10 protein-coding genes are annotated in these 14783 nt (G+C 71.6%); 8 read left to right on the top strand and 2 right to left on the bottom strand.

Going from position 1 to position 14783, the window contains the following annotated elements; genetic code table 11:
* Window positions 1-44: 44 nt before the first annotated feature.
* The 5 genes from ACQP2X_RS25120 (at window position 45) to ACQP2X_RS25100 (ending at window position 6263) form a co-directional block, all read left to right on the top strand.
* On the top strand, window positions 45-506 hold the full coding sequence (locus ACQP2X_RS25120) for a nuclear transport factor 2 family protein (protein ID WP_498685951.1): 462 nt from the start codon (window positions 45-47) through the stop codon (window positions 504-506).
* Window positions 503-1069, top strand: a complete 567-nt coding sequence (locus ACQP2X_RS25115) for an NADPH-dependent FMN reductase (RefSeq protein WP_498685950.1) — start codon at window positions 503-505, stop codon at window positions 1067-1069. Before ACQP2X_RS25120 ends, ACQP2X_RS25115 begins: the two co-directional genes overlap by 4 nt.
* 1332 nt (window positions 1070-2401) lie before the next feature.
* On the top strand, window positions 2402-2710 hold the full coding sequence (locus ACQP2X_RS25110; RefSeq protein WP_498685948.1) for a hypothetical protein: 309 nt from the start codon (window positions 2402-2404) through the stop codon (window positions 2708-2710).
* Between the two features lie 425 nt (window positions 2711-3135).
* Window positions 3136-4815, top strand: coding sequence for a dynamin family protein (locus ACQP2X_RS25105; protein ID WP_498701034.1), 1680 nt, complete (start codon window positions 3136-3138; stop codon window positions 4813-4815).
* Window positions 4812-6263 carry a dynamin family protein gene (locus tag ACQP2X_RS25100; RefSeq protein ID WP_498700757.1) on the top strand — a complete coding sequence of 484 codons (1452 nt, stop codon included), beginning with the start codon at window positions 4812-4814 and terminating at the stop codon, window positions 6261-6263. The genes ACQP2X_RS25105 and ACQP2X_RS25100 overlap by 4 nt, the downstream gene beginning before the upstream one ends.
* Here the strand turns inward: ACQP2X_RS25100 and ACQP2X_RS25095 are convergent.
* The gene (locus ACQP2X_RS25095) at window positions 6220-8931 is read right to left on the bottom strand and encodes an Hsp70 family protein (RefSeq protein WP_498700756.1); all 2712 of its coding nucleotides are present in this window, start codon (window positions 8929-8931) and stop codon (window positions 6220-6222) included. The two genes, ACQP2X_RS25100 and ACQP2X_RS25095, sit on opposite strands and share 44 nt — an antisense overlap.
* Window positions 8932-9112: 181 nt before the next feature.
* Between ACQP2X_RS25095 and ACQP2X_RS25090 the strand changes: the two genes are divergently transcribed.
* Genes ACQP2X_RS25090 through ACQP2X_RS25080 form a run of 3 tightly spaced genes read left to right on the top strand, consistent with a single transcriptional unit; the run spans window position 9113 to window position 13799 of the window.
* The gene (locus tag ACQP2X_RS25090; RefSeq protein ID WP_498701032.1) at window positions 9113-11347 is read left to right on the top strand and encodes a glycoside hydrolase domain-containing protein; all 2235 of its coding nucleotides are present in this window, start codon (window positions 9113-9115) and stop codon (window positions 11345-11347) included.
* Window positions 11344-12600 (top strand): glycosyltransferase, encoded by a 1257-nt coding sequence (locus ACQP2X_RS25085; RefSeq protein ID WP_498700755.1) that lies wholly within the window; start codon window positions 11344-11346, stop codon window positions 12598-12600. Before ACQP2X_RS25090 ends, ACQP2X_RS25085 begins: the two co-directional genes overlap by 4 nt.
* Window positions 12601-12644: 44 nt before the next feature.
* The gene (locus tag ACQP2X_RS25080) at window positions 12645-13799 is read left to right on the top strand and encodes a cytochrome P450 (protein ID WP_498700754.1); all 1155 of its coding nucleotides are present in this window, start codon (window positions 12645-12647) and stop codon (window positions 13797-13799) included.
* 64 nt (window positions 13800-13863) lie between these two features.
* Here the strand turns inward: ACQP2X_RS25080 and ACQP2X_RS25075 are convergent, their stop codons facing one another.
* Window positions 13864-14685, bottom strand: a complete 822-nt coding sequence (locus ACQP2X_RS25075; RefSeq protein WP_498700753.1) for a class I SAM-dependent methyltransferase — start codon at window positions 14683-14685, stop codon at window positions 13864-13866.
* Window positions 14686-14783 lie beyond the last annotated feature (98 nt).

Below are 14783 nucleotides of genomic sequence, written 5' to 3'. Positions count from 1 at the left end.
ATGTGAGGTCCTGACATTTCGGGGGCCCGTTTCGTCGTACGGCCATGACCGATTTTCAGGAGATCGCCGACCGCGTCGAAATCGAGGCGTTGCGCGGCGAGTTCACCGACTGCGCCATGACCCGGGACTACGACCGGCTGGCGTCGCTGTTCACCGAGGACGGCGCGCTGCGCATGCCGAACATCCCGGCCGAGCTGATCGGGCGTGACCAGATGCGCGCTTTCGGCCGCCGCGTGCCGTCGCTCGTCGAGTTCCTGGTGCAGAACAGCCACCCCGGCCACCTGAGCCTCGACGGCGACACCGCGGCCGGCCGCACGTACATGCAGGAGATCGGCCGAGCCCGCGACGGCCAGGCTGAGCTGAACTGGGCGATCTACCACGACAAGTACCGGCGCACCGGCGACGGCTGGAAGTTCACCGAGCGCGTCTACGAGGTCCGCTACCACGACACCACCCCGCTGACCGGCACAGCGCCGGCCGTCGACTACGAGGAGTACACCCGATGACCCGGATCGCCGTCATCCTCGGCAGCACCCGCCCACACCGTCGCGGCGAGGAGGTGGCCCGCTGGATCCTTTCCCGAGTCGCACCCCGCACGGACGCGTCGTTCGACTTGATAGACCTCCGTGACCACCCCCTCCCACACTTGGACGAGCCGACCCCGGCCTTGTTCTCCAGCGCCTACGAACACGAACACACCAGAACGTGGTCCTCGACGATCGCCGCGTACGACGGCTACATCCTGGTCACGGCGGAATACAACCACGGCGTCCCGTCCCCGTTGAAGAACGCCTTGGACTACCTCTTCCACGAGTGGGCCAACAAGGCGGTGGGCTTGGTCTCGTACGGCGTGGACGGAGGCGCCCGAGCAGCCGAACAGCTACGCCTGACAGCGGGCGCCCTCCAGATGGCCGACGTGGCACATCAGGTAACGCTCAACCTGTTCACCGAATGGGAAAACTTGACAACGTTCAAACCCACCGAGCGAGCAGCCACAACCCTGGACCGCACCGTGGACCAGGTGGTCGCCTGGAGCACGGCTTTGGCCTCCCTCCGAGCCGCCGTCTGATCACAAAACCCGCCTATTCCAGTGAGCGTTTTCGGTGGTCGAATCGAACGATCTGAAAGGTTCCGCGCGACGCACGCAGTTCACTTTCAGACGGCGAAGGCGACAATTTCGTGACGCTGCCGGACCGCATTCTCTCGCAAAGTGTGCCGCCACCTTGATCACCCAAAATGGTCGATTCCGGATGGCGCGACTGCCGCAATGGCCGCGATTCACGTCGAGGCGAGAGAATACACATTGCCTGGTCGACTCGGCTCGAGGTGCGACCTTCGCCCGGGCTCCCGACCCGGGCGATGCCCACGGCGCCGGCTGGGCTGCCGCCCGAGGCGGAGCGGTTGCTTCCAGCTGGTCGGCCGCCTGGGTTGGTGCATGGGTCCCGCGCTGGTCGGCTGTCTGGGTTTGGTGCGTGGGCTCGAGTCGTTTGGCCGTCTGGGCTTGTGCTGCTGGTGCGGGTTGGTCTGGTGTGTGAGTTCGGGTTGGTCGGCTGTCTGGGCGTGGTGCGTGGGTTCGGGCTGGCCGGGTGTCTGGGCCTGTGCTGCTGGTTCGGGCTCGTCGGCTGTCTGGGTTTGGTGCGTGGGTTCGGGTTGGTCGGCTGTTTGGGCCTGTGCTGCTGGTTCGGGCTCGTTGGCTGTCCGGGATTGGTGCGTGAGTTCGGACTGGCCGGCCGCCTGGGCTTGAGCTCTTGGTTCGGGCTGGCCGCCCGCCTTGGGCGGCGCGGTCGGTTCGGGCCTCGCTTCCGCCTCAACTGTCCTTCCGGAAGGGCGGGCAGGCGCGGTCGACGGCGTGCGTGCCTGGTCAGAGGGCCCGCCGGGGCCCGGGCACCGCACCCAGGTGACGTCGTCATCCCATATCAGAGGTGGTATGCGCTCGGTCGGGTCATGCAGGCCCAACTCACCACACGCCCGCGAGCAACCATGCAACCGGCACAACTTCAGCGCATGGCGTCGTTTCAGACCCCAGTGCCGCCGCTCCGCGTGAGCGCGCCGGAACTCCACCATCTCCGGCGAATGACTCGGCACTCCCGACCAATCCCTCATCGCCGCGATTACCGACCTCGAAAAGAACCCCAGCTGCGCCATGAACCATTATCCCGCACCCTGAAGATCGTCAGCAAGGGAACGATCATGCCTCTTGATGATTGCGGCGAGGCGGACGGGAAGACATATTTCCGGTCGGCCGGATATTGTGAACGCGCACGCGGCGGTGGCATGATTTCATGGTCGGCCGGAGCCGCGCAGGAGTGGGGCTGCCACAACGATTATTGGTGGCCGTCCTCCGCGTTGTTCACCGCGCGGCGACGATCACTGGCGCTTCGATTTCGAGATTTCGCGGGAGGTGGACCGAACGGAGGCGCGGCTGATCCGCGACGGCTCCGTCCTCGAGGGCTGCGGCTGCGCGTCAAGCGGGAGGGGCCGGCGGTGGGACGGTGATGCGGTCGGCGTTCGCCGCGGCGAAGACCTGGCGCCGGTGACCACGTCCATGCTCGGGGGCTGGGTGCGGGCCGCGACGACCGACGCCCACACGGCGACCAGGCCGACCGTCCGGGTGCTGGTCAGGCCGGGCGAAGGCGTCACGGCCGAGACGGGGCTGTACGCCGGCCGGGACCTGGGCGCGAAGCGGGCTCCGCACGAGCGGCGCGCGTGAAGCGGGCTCCGCGCACATGAAACAGGCTCCGCACGCGCCGCGCACGTGAAACGGGCCGCGCACGAGCGGCGCGTGTGGAGTGGGCTCCGCGCGCGTGAACGGGCTTCGCACGAGCGGCGCGTGTGAAGTGGGCTCCGCGCGCGTGAACGGGCTGCGCACGAGCGGCGCGTGTGAAGTGGGCTCCGCGCGCGTGACAATGGCTTCGCTGCGCGGCGTGCGTGAAACGGGCTCCGCACGCGCCGCGCGGGGTGCCGTTCCGGCGGCGCGTGCGGAGGGTCTGTGGTGGTTCGGCGCACAACATCGCACATTGGGTTGGCCGGGCGCATGTCGGAAATCCGTCCGAGTGGAGGGGTCGACCAAGGGCCGCCACTGTGTAGGGTCGTGCGGTCGGTCGCTGTGAGTGAGGCAGGGGAGAGCCGTTGACCGTGCTCGGCGAGCTGGCCGGCGCGCGGGCGCTCGCGGCCGGCAGCGGGGAAGTCGACCTGGTCGAGCGGATCGACCGGGCCACCGCGCAACTGCGCGCGGCCGACGTCACGGTGGCCGTCGTCGGCGAGTTCAAGCAGGGTAAGAGCACCCTGGTCAATGCCCTTCTGCGCACCGACGTCTGCCCGGTCGACGCCGACATCGTGACCGCGGCGCCCATGACCCTGCGCTACGGGCAGCCGCCCGCGGCGTGGGCCGGTGGAACGCCGATCGAGCTCACCTCGGTCCGGGACCATCTGGACGAGCCGATCGAGATCCGGCTCGACCGGCGTCTGCTGGGCGCCGGGCTCGCCATCGTCGACACGCCGGGGGTGGGTGGACTCGACTCGGCCCAGGGCAACGTCACCCTCGCGCTGCTGCCCTCGGCCGGTGCCGCGCTCTTCGTCACCGACGCCGCCCAGGAGCTCACCGCACCGGAGGTCGAGTTTCTCCGGCGTACGGCCGAACGCTGCCCCCGCACCTTCTGCGTCCTCACCAAGACCGACCTCTACGTCGAGTGGCGCCGCATCGCCCAGATCAACGAGGGCCACCTGAAACGGGCCGGGCTGGACGTCCCGATCGTGCCGGTCTCGTCGTTCCTGCGGGCCCGGGCCCAGGCCCGCGACGACACCGCGCTCAACCAGGAGTCCGGCTATCCGCGCCTGGTCGACCTGCTGCGCCGCGACGTCCTCGAGGCGGCCATGAAGGACAAGGTCGCGGCGGCCCAGGCCGAGCTGTCGTTCGTGGTCGAGCGGCTCCGCGAGCGTGTCGACGCCGAAGGGGCGGCTCTGCGGGGAGTGCCGCGGGCGGTCCAGCGGTACGAGGAACGGGCGCGCCGCAGCGCGAACCTGGCCCACGGCACGTGGCAGACGGTCCTCGGCGACGGCATCCAGGATTTGGCGGCCGACGTCGACCACGACCTGCGCGAACGGCTGCGCCGGATCATCCGCGACGGCGAGGGGGTCCTCGAGGGCTCGGATCCGCGCGACACGTGGCAGGACTTCCAGGCCTGGGCCGCCCGCGAAGCCGCCGCGGCCGCCGCCGACAACCTGATGCTGCTGGTCGGCCGCACCGAACAGTTGGCGGCCGAGGTGGCGCAGCGGTTCGGCCTCGAGTGCGACCAGCTGGAGATCGACCTGCCGGCGCCGGAACTGGCCCTGTCGAAGGCGGCCGTGCTCGACGTGAGCTTCCACCAGACCCGCATGCAGCAGTTCCTGGGCGCGTTCACCGCCGCCCGCGTCTCGTACGGCGGGTTCTACCTGCTCGGGGCGGTCGGCGCGCTGTTCAGCGTGGCCTGGGCGGCGCCGCTCGGGCTGATCGCGGGTCTCACGCTGGGCCGGCGGATGATGAAGATGGAGAAGGAGCGCCAGGTGCGCCAGCGCCGCCAGCTGGCGCTGTCGGAGCTGCGCAAATACATCGACGACGTGGGCTTTCACCTGGGTCGCGATTGCCGTGAGGCCGTACGCCGGACCCAGCGCCTTCTCCGCGACGAGTTCACCGGGCGCGCCCGCTCGATCGAACGCTCGGCGACCGCGTCGAGGGCGGCCGCCCACCGCGCGGCCGACCTGTCGGAGGCGGACAAGCAGAAGCGCATGGAGGCGCTGGCCGAGCAGCGCCGCAAGCTGGACGGACTGGCCGCGTGAACCCGGCTCTGCTGGATCAGGTGCGCGGTCTGCTCGACCGGGCGGTGGGTGAGACCGGCAACGCGCGGCTGGTGGCGGCGCGGGCCCGAGTGGACGAGCCGCTGCGGGTGGCCATCGCGGGGCGGGTCAAGGCCGGGAAGTCGACGCTGCTCAACGCGCTCGTGGGTGAGGAGCTGGCGCCGACCGACGCGGGCGAGTGCACGAAGGTCGTCACCTGGTACCTGGACGGTCCCGGGTACGCCGTGACGGCGTACGGGAGTGATGGATCTGTTGACTCCCGGCCCTTCTCGCGGCGCGGCGGGGCCCTGGAGATCTCGCTGGGGCGGCCCGCGGAAGAGATCGAGAAGCTGGAGGTACGTCTTCCCAGTGGGCGGCTGCGGCGGCACACGCTGATCGACACGCCCGGGATCGCGTCGCTGTCGGCCGACGTGTCGCTGCGGACGATGGCCTTCCTGGACGCGGAAGGGGAACGGGCGGCTCAGACCGACGCCGTGCTCTACCTGCTGCGGCACATGCACGGCAGCGACGTGCGCTTCCTGGAGTCGTTCCACGCCGACGGGATCAGCGAGGGGACGCCGGTCAACGCGGTCGGGGTGCTGTCCCGGGCCGACGAGATCGGTGGGTGCCGTCTGGACGCGATGACGGCGGCGGGCCGGATCGCCGATCGCTACGCGGCCGACGAGCGGCTCCGGCGGCTGTGCCCGGTGATCGTGCCGGTGGCGGGTCTGCTCGGCGCGGCCGGGGCGACGCTGCGCGAGGACGAGTTCCGGCTGCTGGGCCAGGTCGCGGCGCTGCCGATGGACGACGTCATCGAGCTGCTGCTCACGGCCGACCGGTTCGCCGATTCCGGCGAGGAGCGGCGGCGGCTTCTGGGTCGGCTGGGGCTTTTCGGTGTACGGCTGTCCGTGCGCCTCATCAAGGACGGTGCGGTCGGCGACGCGCCCGGGCTGGCCGCGGCCCTGACCGAGGAGAGCGGCATCGGACGGCTGCGTGAGGTGCTGACCGCGCAGTTCGCGGGGCGGGCCGAAGTGCTGAAGGCCCGCTCGGCGCTGGCCGTGCTCGACGAATGCGTGGTGCCCGGGTCGGGGGCGGCGGTCGAGGCGGAGCGGATCCGGGCCGGGGCGCACGAGCTGACCGAGCTGCGGCTGCTGCGGATGGTGCGGGCGGGCCGCGTGCCGGCCAAGGACGACCAGCTGGCCGAGATGGACCGGCTGATCGGCGGGAGCGGCATCGACCCGTACAGCCGCTTGGGTCTGTCCCCGGCCGCGACCGACGGCGACGTGGCCGAACAGGCGCGGGCGGCCCGGTCGAAGTGGCAGCGGATCGCCGAGCATCCGCTCTCCGCCCGCGACCTCAAAACCGCGGCGCGGGCGGTGACCCGTACGTGTGAAGGGCTACTGGCTCTCAGAACCAGCAGGGATGGGCCTCACGCTGGCCCAGTTTGGTGACGACGGCCTCGCCGGTGCCGTCGGCCTTGAGAAGGACGATCCTGGGGCGTTCGTAGGGCCCGCGGGCGAAGGCGAACCAGTCGCCGTCCGGTGACCAGCTCGGATCCTGCTCGCGGGACGGGTCGTCGGTCAGCTGCCGGGGATTCCTGCCGTCGCGGCCGACGATCCAGATGTCGGAGTCGCCGTTCTCGCCCTCGCGGGTGAACAGCACCTGGGTGCCGTCGGGGGAGAGCGCGGGGTCGTTGGCCTGGCCCATGGCGGCGGTGGTGATCTGGCGGCCGGGCTCCTTGATGTTCGCCATGTCGAGCTCGTAGATCTGCTTGACGCCGCCGCGCTGCACCCAGTACGCGATGGCCTTGCCGTCGGCCGACCAGAACGGGTCGTCCTTGGGGTCCTTGGAGAAGGTGAGCTGCTTGTGGGGGCCGCCGTCGACCGGCATGGTGAAAAGCTGGGTGACGCCGTCGACCTTCTTGACGAAGGCGAGCTTGCTGTCGTCGGACGACCAGGCGACCCGCCCCGGCGCGTCGTCGATGATCTTCCGCCGCTCGGTGCCGTCCGCGTTCATCACGTAGATCTCGCTGGCGGTGCCGGTGTTGTGGGTGAGAGCGATCTGCCGGCGGTCGTGCGACCACTTGGGCAGGACGTCACCGGCCTCGGTGCCGGCGAGGGGCGTCCGTGGGGTGTCGTCGCCGGGCTGGAAGGCGTAGATCTTCGAGATCCGGCCCGGCCCGGAGTCGTCACCGGTGTCCACCCGGACCAGGATCTTCTTGTCGGTCGGGTAGGCCACGGGAGCGACGCTGCTCTTCTGAAAGGCGTCGTCGTTGGTCTTCTCGGGCTCGTCGTCCCGGCTGAACGCGATGTAGGCCGCCGTCCCGGCCGCGACGAGCACGGCCACGAAGGCGCCGGTGATCGCGAGCAGCCGGTTGTTGCGCCGTTTGGGGGAGGGATCACCCGGCATGATCGGCGCCCGCGGCTCCTGAACCGGCGCGTATCCGCCCTGCTGGCTCGGAGGAGTGAAGACCGGCGTGCGAGCCATGGGCGCGGCGCCCGGCATCGTTGCCGTGTCCCAGGGCGCGGCGCCCGGCATCATTGCCGTCTCCGTGGACGCGGCGCCCGGCATCATTGCCGTCTCCGTGGACGCGGCGCCCGGCATCATTGTCGTCTCCGAGGGCACGGCGCCCGGCATCGTTGCCGTCTCCGAGGGCGCCCCTATACCCGACATTTCCGAAGTGTCGGACATGGGGGAGGTGCCGGGCACGGAGGCTGCACCCCGGGTGAACTGCACGCCCGCGGCGGCCGAGCTCGCCCGCCGCGGTGTGGAAGGCAGCGGCGCGGTGGCCGGCGGCGGCGTGGCGACTGGCGGCGTCGGAGAGGCGAGCGCGGAAGGCTGCGGCGCGGTGGCCGACGGCGCGGACGAGGCGTATGTGGAGGGCTGCGGCGCGGTGGCCGGCGGCGCGGACGAGGCGTATGTGGAGGGCTGCGGCGCGGTGGCCGGCGGCGTGGGAGACGTCGGGGCGGCGGGCGACGGCGCGGGGATCGGTGAGGTGCGGGTTGCGGGCTCGGCGGCCGGGACTGTGGTGTTTCGGCGCGGGGGGACCGCTGTCGCGGCGCCGGACAGAGCCGCGCCCAGGGCCACGCTGTGTTCCGGGTGGGGGTCGGCGGCGACCGGGCGGCTCAGCTCGTCGGTCAGGATCTGGGCGACCAGGGGGATCCGGGACGAGCCGCCGGCCAGCAGGATCGCGCTCAGGTCGCCGGGGGTCACGCCGGCGCCGCGCAAGGCGCGGCGGGTCGCGTCGATCGTGTCGGACAGGGCCGGGGCGATCATCGACTCCAGTTCGGAGCGGTTGAGGCGCACCTGCCGGTGCAGGCCCGGCAGCGCCACTGGGATCATCGTCTCGGTGTCGAACGACAGCGCCTCCTTCGCCTCGACGCAGTCGCGCCGCAGCCGGGCCAGGGCCGTCACCACCTCCGGATCGTCGCCGTCGAGGTCGCCCGCCGCGTCGCCCAGCACCTCGAGGACGTGGCCGAACACCGCCTCGTCGAAGTCGGCGCCGCCCAGCTGTTCGATGCCCTCGGCCTCGCCCAGCAGCACGAAGTCGTCGCCCTCGCGCCGCAGCACCGCCACGTCGAACGTGCCGCCGCCCAGGTCGTAGACCGCCACCGTCTCGCCCGGGCCGACCCGGCGCGCCGTCGCGTGGCGCAGGGCCGCCGCCTCCGGCTCCGTGCGGAACAGGACCGGGCCCACGTCGGCCAGCCGGACCGCCTGGTCGAACTGCTCCCTCTTGTACGGTCCCCAGTTCGCCGGGTGGGTCAGGGTGATCGTGGACGGTGGGCCGCCGCGCAGCCGCACCACCGTGTCGAGCACGTGCCGCAGCAGCTTGCCGGTGAGCGCGTGGGCCGAGAACGGCACCCCACCGGCCAGGATGGGCACCGGGTCGCCGATGCGCCGCTTGAACTCGCGGGCCAGCCGGTCCGGTTCGGCCTGGCCCCGCCGCTCGGCCGCCTCACCGATCAGCAGGCCGCCCTCGGCCGTCACGAGGACCAGTGAGGGGATTTCGGCCCGGCGCGTGCCGAGGCGTACGACATCGACCCGCCCGTCGCTCTCGCGCACCGCCGCCGCGGTCTGTGTCGTGCCCAGGTCAACGCCGAGGGAGTACTCCGAAGCCACGCCCCGATGTTTCCAGAATCGCGCCATCAGCACCCCTGCCCGAATGGGTAACGGCGCGGTTCAACCAGGCGGATTCACGACAGAATGATCTCACGTAGGAGCGATTGCCTTGATCAACTTCTCGGGCGGAGTTCACCTGACGGAAACCTCCTCCGAACCTAGCGATGGGTAGAGTCCCGCCATTCTTGACAACGTCGACCCCTTCATCGGAACCGCGGCGACCGACCTGGCGGCGCCGCACGGACTGGCCGCCACCTGGTGGTGGCCCAAACCGCAGGTGGGCAACACCCATCCGGGTGCCACCTCGCCGCTCGGCATGGTGTCCGCGTGCGCCTACTCCGGCGCGTACCCGACCGGGTACGGCCTCTACAGCAAGAACACCGAGGGGGTGCCGGAGGAGATGTTCGACCGTTTGCAGGCCTCCGGGTTCACCCACTTCCAGCAGTCCGGCACCGGCGCCATCCGCAAGTATTACAACTACGTCCGGGTCACCCCGATGGTGCAGCCGCTCGACGAGCTCGGCCAGTCGTGGGCCCTGTCCGGAGAGGAGGCCTCGCCCGGCTACTACGCGGCCACCCTGGACACCGGCATCCGCTGCGAGATCACCGTCGGGGCCAAGGTCGCCGTGCACCGGTACACGTTCCCGGCCAGCAGCAGCGGCCGCGTCGTGATCGACATGTCGATGGGCGGTCTCGCGGTCGAGCTGGGCCGGACCGTTCCGCTGCGGGCCCAGGTCGAGAGCATGGGCCTGGGCCGCGCCCAGGGCACCGTGGTCATGGAGGGCGTGCCGCTCAGTGTGTACGCCGAGGTCGACGCGCCCGGCTGGCGGCAGATGCTGTGGTACGACCGGCGGCTGATCGACGGCGGCACCCGCCTCGACTTCGACAGCATCCGGCACACCAACCTGCGCCCGTTCGGCATGCTCTTCCGCGGCAACGCCCGGGCCGGGCAGACCGTCGAGGTGCGGCTCGGTTTCTCGCTGCGAGGCTGCGACCAGGCCCGCGACAACCTGCGCGGCGAGTGCGGCGAGGACGGCCCGTCGTTCGGCCGGGTCCGCTCGGCGACCCGGTCCCGCTGGCGTGAGCATCTGGACAAGGTCAAGGTCGACGGGGGTACGCAGGCCCGCCGCACCGTGTTCTCGACGGCGCTCTACCACTCGCTGATCAAGCCGTGCTTCGCCGACGACGAAAGCCCGTTCTGGCCCAATTCAGGCCCGTACGCCTTCGACGTCTGCACGATGTGGGACATCTACAAGACGCAGTTGCCGCTGCTGGCCGCGATCGCCCCCGAACGCTCGGCCGATCTGCTGGAGTCGCTCATCCGGGTCTGCGAGGAGGAGGGCAACTTCCCGATCGGATATCGGATGGCCCGCGGCGCCGACCGCTTCTTCCGGCAGGCCAGCGCGCTCGCGCACACCGCCATCGCCGACGCCCAGGCGCTGGGCCGGGCCGAGATCGACTGGGCCTGGGCCCTGGTCCACATGGTCGACGACCTGCGGCGCATGTACGGCGAGGACTTCTACGAGCACGGCGTCGTCCACCCGATCACGCACACCCTCGACCTGGCCTACGCCTATCAGTGCACGGCCCGGGTGGCCCGCGCGCTGGGCGACAAACGCCTGGCCAAAGATCTGGAGGAGAAGGCCAAGGGCTGGGTGAACGCGTTCGACCCGGCCACCGGGCTGCTGCGCGACTCGGAGTTCTACGAGGGCGGCAAGTGGAACTACTCGTTCCGGCTGACCCACGACATGGCCGCCCGGATCGCCCTGGCCGGCGGCGACGACGCGTTCCTGGCCAAGCTCGACCGGTTCTTCGGCTACGGCGCCGACCCGGTCACGCAGCCCGGGCGGCGTCCCCGGCCGGCCGAGATGGCCGCCGGATACGCGCTGAACCGCTTCGAGGGCCTGAACAACGAGCCCGACATGGAGGCGCCCTGGGCGTACCACTGGGCCGGCCGTCCGGGACGTACCGCCGAGATCGTGCAGTCGGCCTTGACCTGGCAGTTCGGCACCGGGCCGGGTGGCCTGCCCGGAAACGACGACTCGGGCGGCCTGAGCTCGTGGTACGTGTGGGCCTCGCTCGGCCTGTTCCCCGTCGCCGGGCAGCAGCAGTTCCTGGTCAACGCGCCGGCCTTCGAGCGCGCGGCCATCCAGATGCCGGGCGGCGAGTTCGTCGTCGAGACCAGCGGCCTGCGGGACAACCCGATCGGCAGCGACGGACTCGACCGCGAACTTCCGGCCCAGTACGTCCAATCGGCCACCCTGAACGGCGAACCGCTGCACGGCACGCACCTGAGCGCGGCCACCGTGCACCGTGGCGGCCGGCTGCACCTGCGGCTGGGCCCGGAGCCGACGAACTGGGGACGCGGGAACCGCCCGCCCTCCCTGTCCGACCCGCCACCACCGGAGGAACGTTGACCCAGCCCGATCGCCGACTCGTCATCGTGGTCCGTGCCGACCCGGTGATCTGCGGCCACTCCGGCGAGGCCCGCAACCTCGCCGAGGTGGCGCTGACCCGGGGCTTCACCGACGTACGCCTGCTGACCTGGCCCATCGGCGTGCTGCAGTCCGCCGGGCTGCCGCTCAAGCCGCTGGACCGCCTCCTGCCGTACAGCGACGGCATCACTGTCGAACGGCCGGAGGCCGTCGGTGACTACCGGGTGCCGGACGGCCGGCATCTGGCCGGGCTGACCGGCCGCCTGGTCGAGCTGCTGGCCGACCCGGTTCCGACCGTGTGCCTGTCGATGTATCTGGTGCCGCACACGCAGGTGGTGGTGGACGCCGTGAACTCGGCACGCGCGGCCGGCTTCGCCCCGGACGTCCACACCGTCGCCAAGGCGGTCGGCTCCGACGTCACGAACGTGATCCGCTCGTGCCTGCGCGAGGGGCGCTTCGGCGCGGCCACCGTCCTGTTCACCACCTTCCTGGCCAACGACGAGGTGGTGGCGGTCTCCGAGTACACCCGTGACGAGATCATCGCCTCGGCTCTCGAGGTGGACGAGGCGTGCGGCACGTCGTTCGCCGATCAGTGCCGGTCGCGCGTCACGGTCAGCTATCCGCCGATCGACTCGTCGGCCTACCTCGACCTCGACGAGGACGCGGTCGACGCGGCCCTGGCCAAGCGGGGGCTGACCCGCGGCGGCTACGTGCTGTTCCTGTCCCGGGTGGCCCGGGCCAAGGGCATCTACGACCTGGTCATCGCGTACGGGCAGATGCGCTCCCGGGACAAGGTGAAGCTGGTCGTGGCCGGCACCGGGCCGGCGCTCGAGCACGTCCAGGCCATGGCCAAGGAGGACGACCAGATCATCTTCCTGACCGACGTCGACGACGAGGAGAAGCCGCTGCTCATGCGCGGCTGCGCGGCGTACGCCCTGCCGACCAAGCCGGAACCGGACTTCGTCGAGACGTTCGGCATCGCCCTGGCCGAGAAGGCCCTGGCCGGCGGCGGCCCGATCATCACGACGCTCACCGGCGGTACCGGCGAGGCGGTCGGCGACACGGCGATCATCGTGGAGGCGGGCGACATCACGGCCCTGGCCGAGGCGATCGACACCGCGGTGCTCGACATGTCGGAGTCCGACAAGGAGGATCTGGCCAAGCGCGCCCGCGACCACGCGATGACCTTCGACCGGGGCGCCGTCTTCGACGACCTCTTCCCGCCGGTCGCGTGATCGCGTTCCCGCACGGTGGCCGGGCTCCCGGCTACCGTGCGGGGGTGCTCGACTTCTCCGATCCCGGCTTCGTCCGCGACCCTTATCCGGCCTTGGCCGCCCTGCGTGAGCGGCAGCCCCTGAGCTGGCACGAGCCGACCGGGCAGTGGCTGGCCGCGAGCCACGCCACCGCCGGCGCGGTCCTGCGCGACCGCCGGCTGGGCCGCTTGTGGACCGACCGGGAGCCGGCCCCGCAGTACGAGCCGTTCAACCTGCTGCACCGCAACCAGATGATGGAGAACGAGCCGCCCGCGCACACCCGGCTCCGGTCGGCGGTCGCCGCGGCCTTCAACCGGGGACACGTCGCCCGCTTGCGACCGGCCATCGCCGCCTCGGCCGCCGCCCTGCTGGCCGGGGCCGGCACGACATTCGATCTGCTGGCCGACGTGGCCGAGCCGCTCGCCGTCGAGGTGATCGCGGAGCTGCTCGGCGTCCCGGCCGAGGACCGTCGGTGGTTACGGCCGTGGTCCGCCGCCATCGTCCGGATGTACGAGGTCACGCGCACCCCGGCCGACGAGGCGGCCGCCCTCGACGCGTGCCGCGAGTTCACCGGCTACCTGCGCCATCTGGCCGCCCGCCGCGCGGCCGGCCCCCGAGACGACATGATCAGCCACATGGCCGCCGGCGACCTCTCGCCCGACGAGCTGGTCGCCTCGGCGATCCTGCTGCTCAACGCCGGCCACGAGGCCTCGGTCAACGCGCTCGGCGGTGGCGTGGTCGCACTGCTGCGCCACCCGGCCGAACTGGCCCGGCTGCGCGCCGACCGTTCCCTGATCGACAGCGCGGCCGAGGAGATGATCCGCTACGACCCGCCGCTGCACATGTTCGTCCGCACCGCCGCCGCCGACGTCCGCGTGGGCGACGTGACGATCCCGGCCGGGGCGTCCGTCGCCGCCCTGCTCGGCGCGGCCAACCGTGACCCGCTGGTCTTCACCGACCCGGATCGGTTCGACGTGACCCGCGCCCCGAACCCGCATCTGGGCTTCGGCGCCGGCCTGCACTTCTGCCTGGGCGCGCCGCTGGCCCGTTTGGAGCTGCGGGCGGCGCTGACCGCCCTGCTCGACCATGCTCCGCACCTGGCCCTGGCCGAGGAGCCGGTCCAGCGCCCGACCTTCGTGCTGCGCGCCTACGAGGCCGTCCACCTGACCACGGAAAGCTGACCGGCGCCGGTCGTCAACGTGCGATGCCGGTGCTGGTTGTCGGCGTGCGATGCCGGCGCTGTTGTCAGCGTGCGATGCCGGCGCCCAGCAGAGCGGCCGTGGGGAGGGCGAGCCGGCCGTCCCGGTCGAGGTGGGCCGCGGTGTGCCGGTCGTACTGTTCGCGGACGCGGCCGAGGGTGCCGGCGTCCTGGCGGCGGATCACGGCGCCGGGCGAGCCGATGCCGTTGGCGGGCCCGCTCCACCACGACTCCGGGTCGGTGCGGTGGATCCAGGCGAGGATCTCGCCGGTCACGCCGGCGAGACCGGCCCGCCGGAGCAGGCCGGACAGGCCCTCGGTGGTGCGGGGGAAGTCCTTGTCCGGTGCGAGCCGGGGCAGGTCGGCGGGACGTTCGACGCCGGCCGCGTCGAAGATGGTGGACCACAGCTGCTGCGCCGGCGGCGCGGGATGGGGCCAGATCGTCACGGCCACGCGGCCGCCGGGGCGCACCACGCGGCGCAGCTCCCGGACGGCCGCCGTCGGATCACCGACGTGGTTGACGACGAAGTTGGCCACCGCGGCGTCGAAGGAGCCGCCCGCGAACGGCAACTCCGGCAGGACGGCCTGATGGATCTCGGCGGCCGGGACGCGGCGGGCGGTCAGCTCCAGCATGCTCGGCTCGGCGTCGACGGCCACCACGTGGGCGCCGCGGGCCCAGGCCAGCGCGGCGACCGTGCCGGTGCCGGTGCCGGCGTCCAGCACCCGGGTGCCGGCCTCGACGGCCGCAGCGTCCAGCAGCGGGCCGGCGGGGTGGGCGCACAAGGCGGCGAAGCTGCCCTGAAAGGCCTCGGCCCGGCCCGCCCACTGGGTGCGCTCGTGCTGATCAAAATCGTTCGTGGTGGTCCCCATGATGATCGACAACCTAGCGGACGCCTCGTGCATTTGTGCGCCCTCCGGCGTTAGCCCGGTGTTGGGGCGTCCGTCGGCTGGGGTGAGCAGAGTGACCC

Source organism: Actinoplanes sp. CA-131856, assembly GCF_050956135.1.
Taxonomy (GTDB): Bacteria; Actinomycetota; Actinomycetes; order Mycobacteriales; family Micromonosporaceae; genus Actinoplanes.
The sequence above is the reverse complement of the archived record's forward strand: the minus strand, read 5'-3'. Positions and strand labels throughout refer to the sequence as shown.

Coding starts and splice junctions, on each gene's coding strand:
- ACQP2X_RS25120 (WP_498685951.1), top strand. CDS start 45: ATGACCGATTTTCAGGAGATCGCCGACCGCGTCGAAATCGAGGCGTTG.
- ACQP2X_RS25075 (WP_498700753.1), bottom strand. CDS start 14,685: ATGGGGACCACCACGAACGATTTTGATCAGCACGAGCGCACCCAGTGG.
- ACQP2X_RS25115 (WP_498685950.1), top strand. CDS start 503: ATGACCCGGATCGCCGTCATCCTCGGCAGCACCCGCCCACACCGTCGC.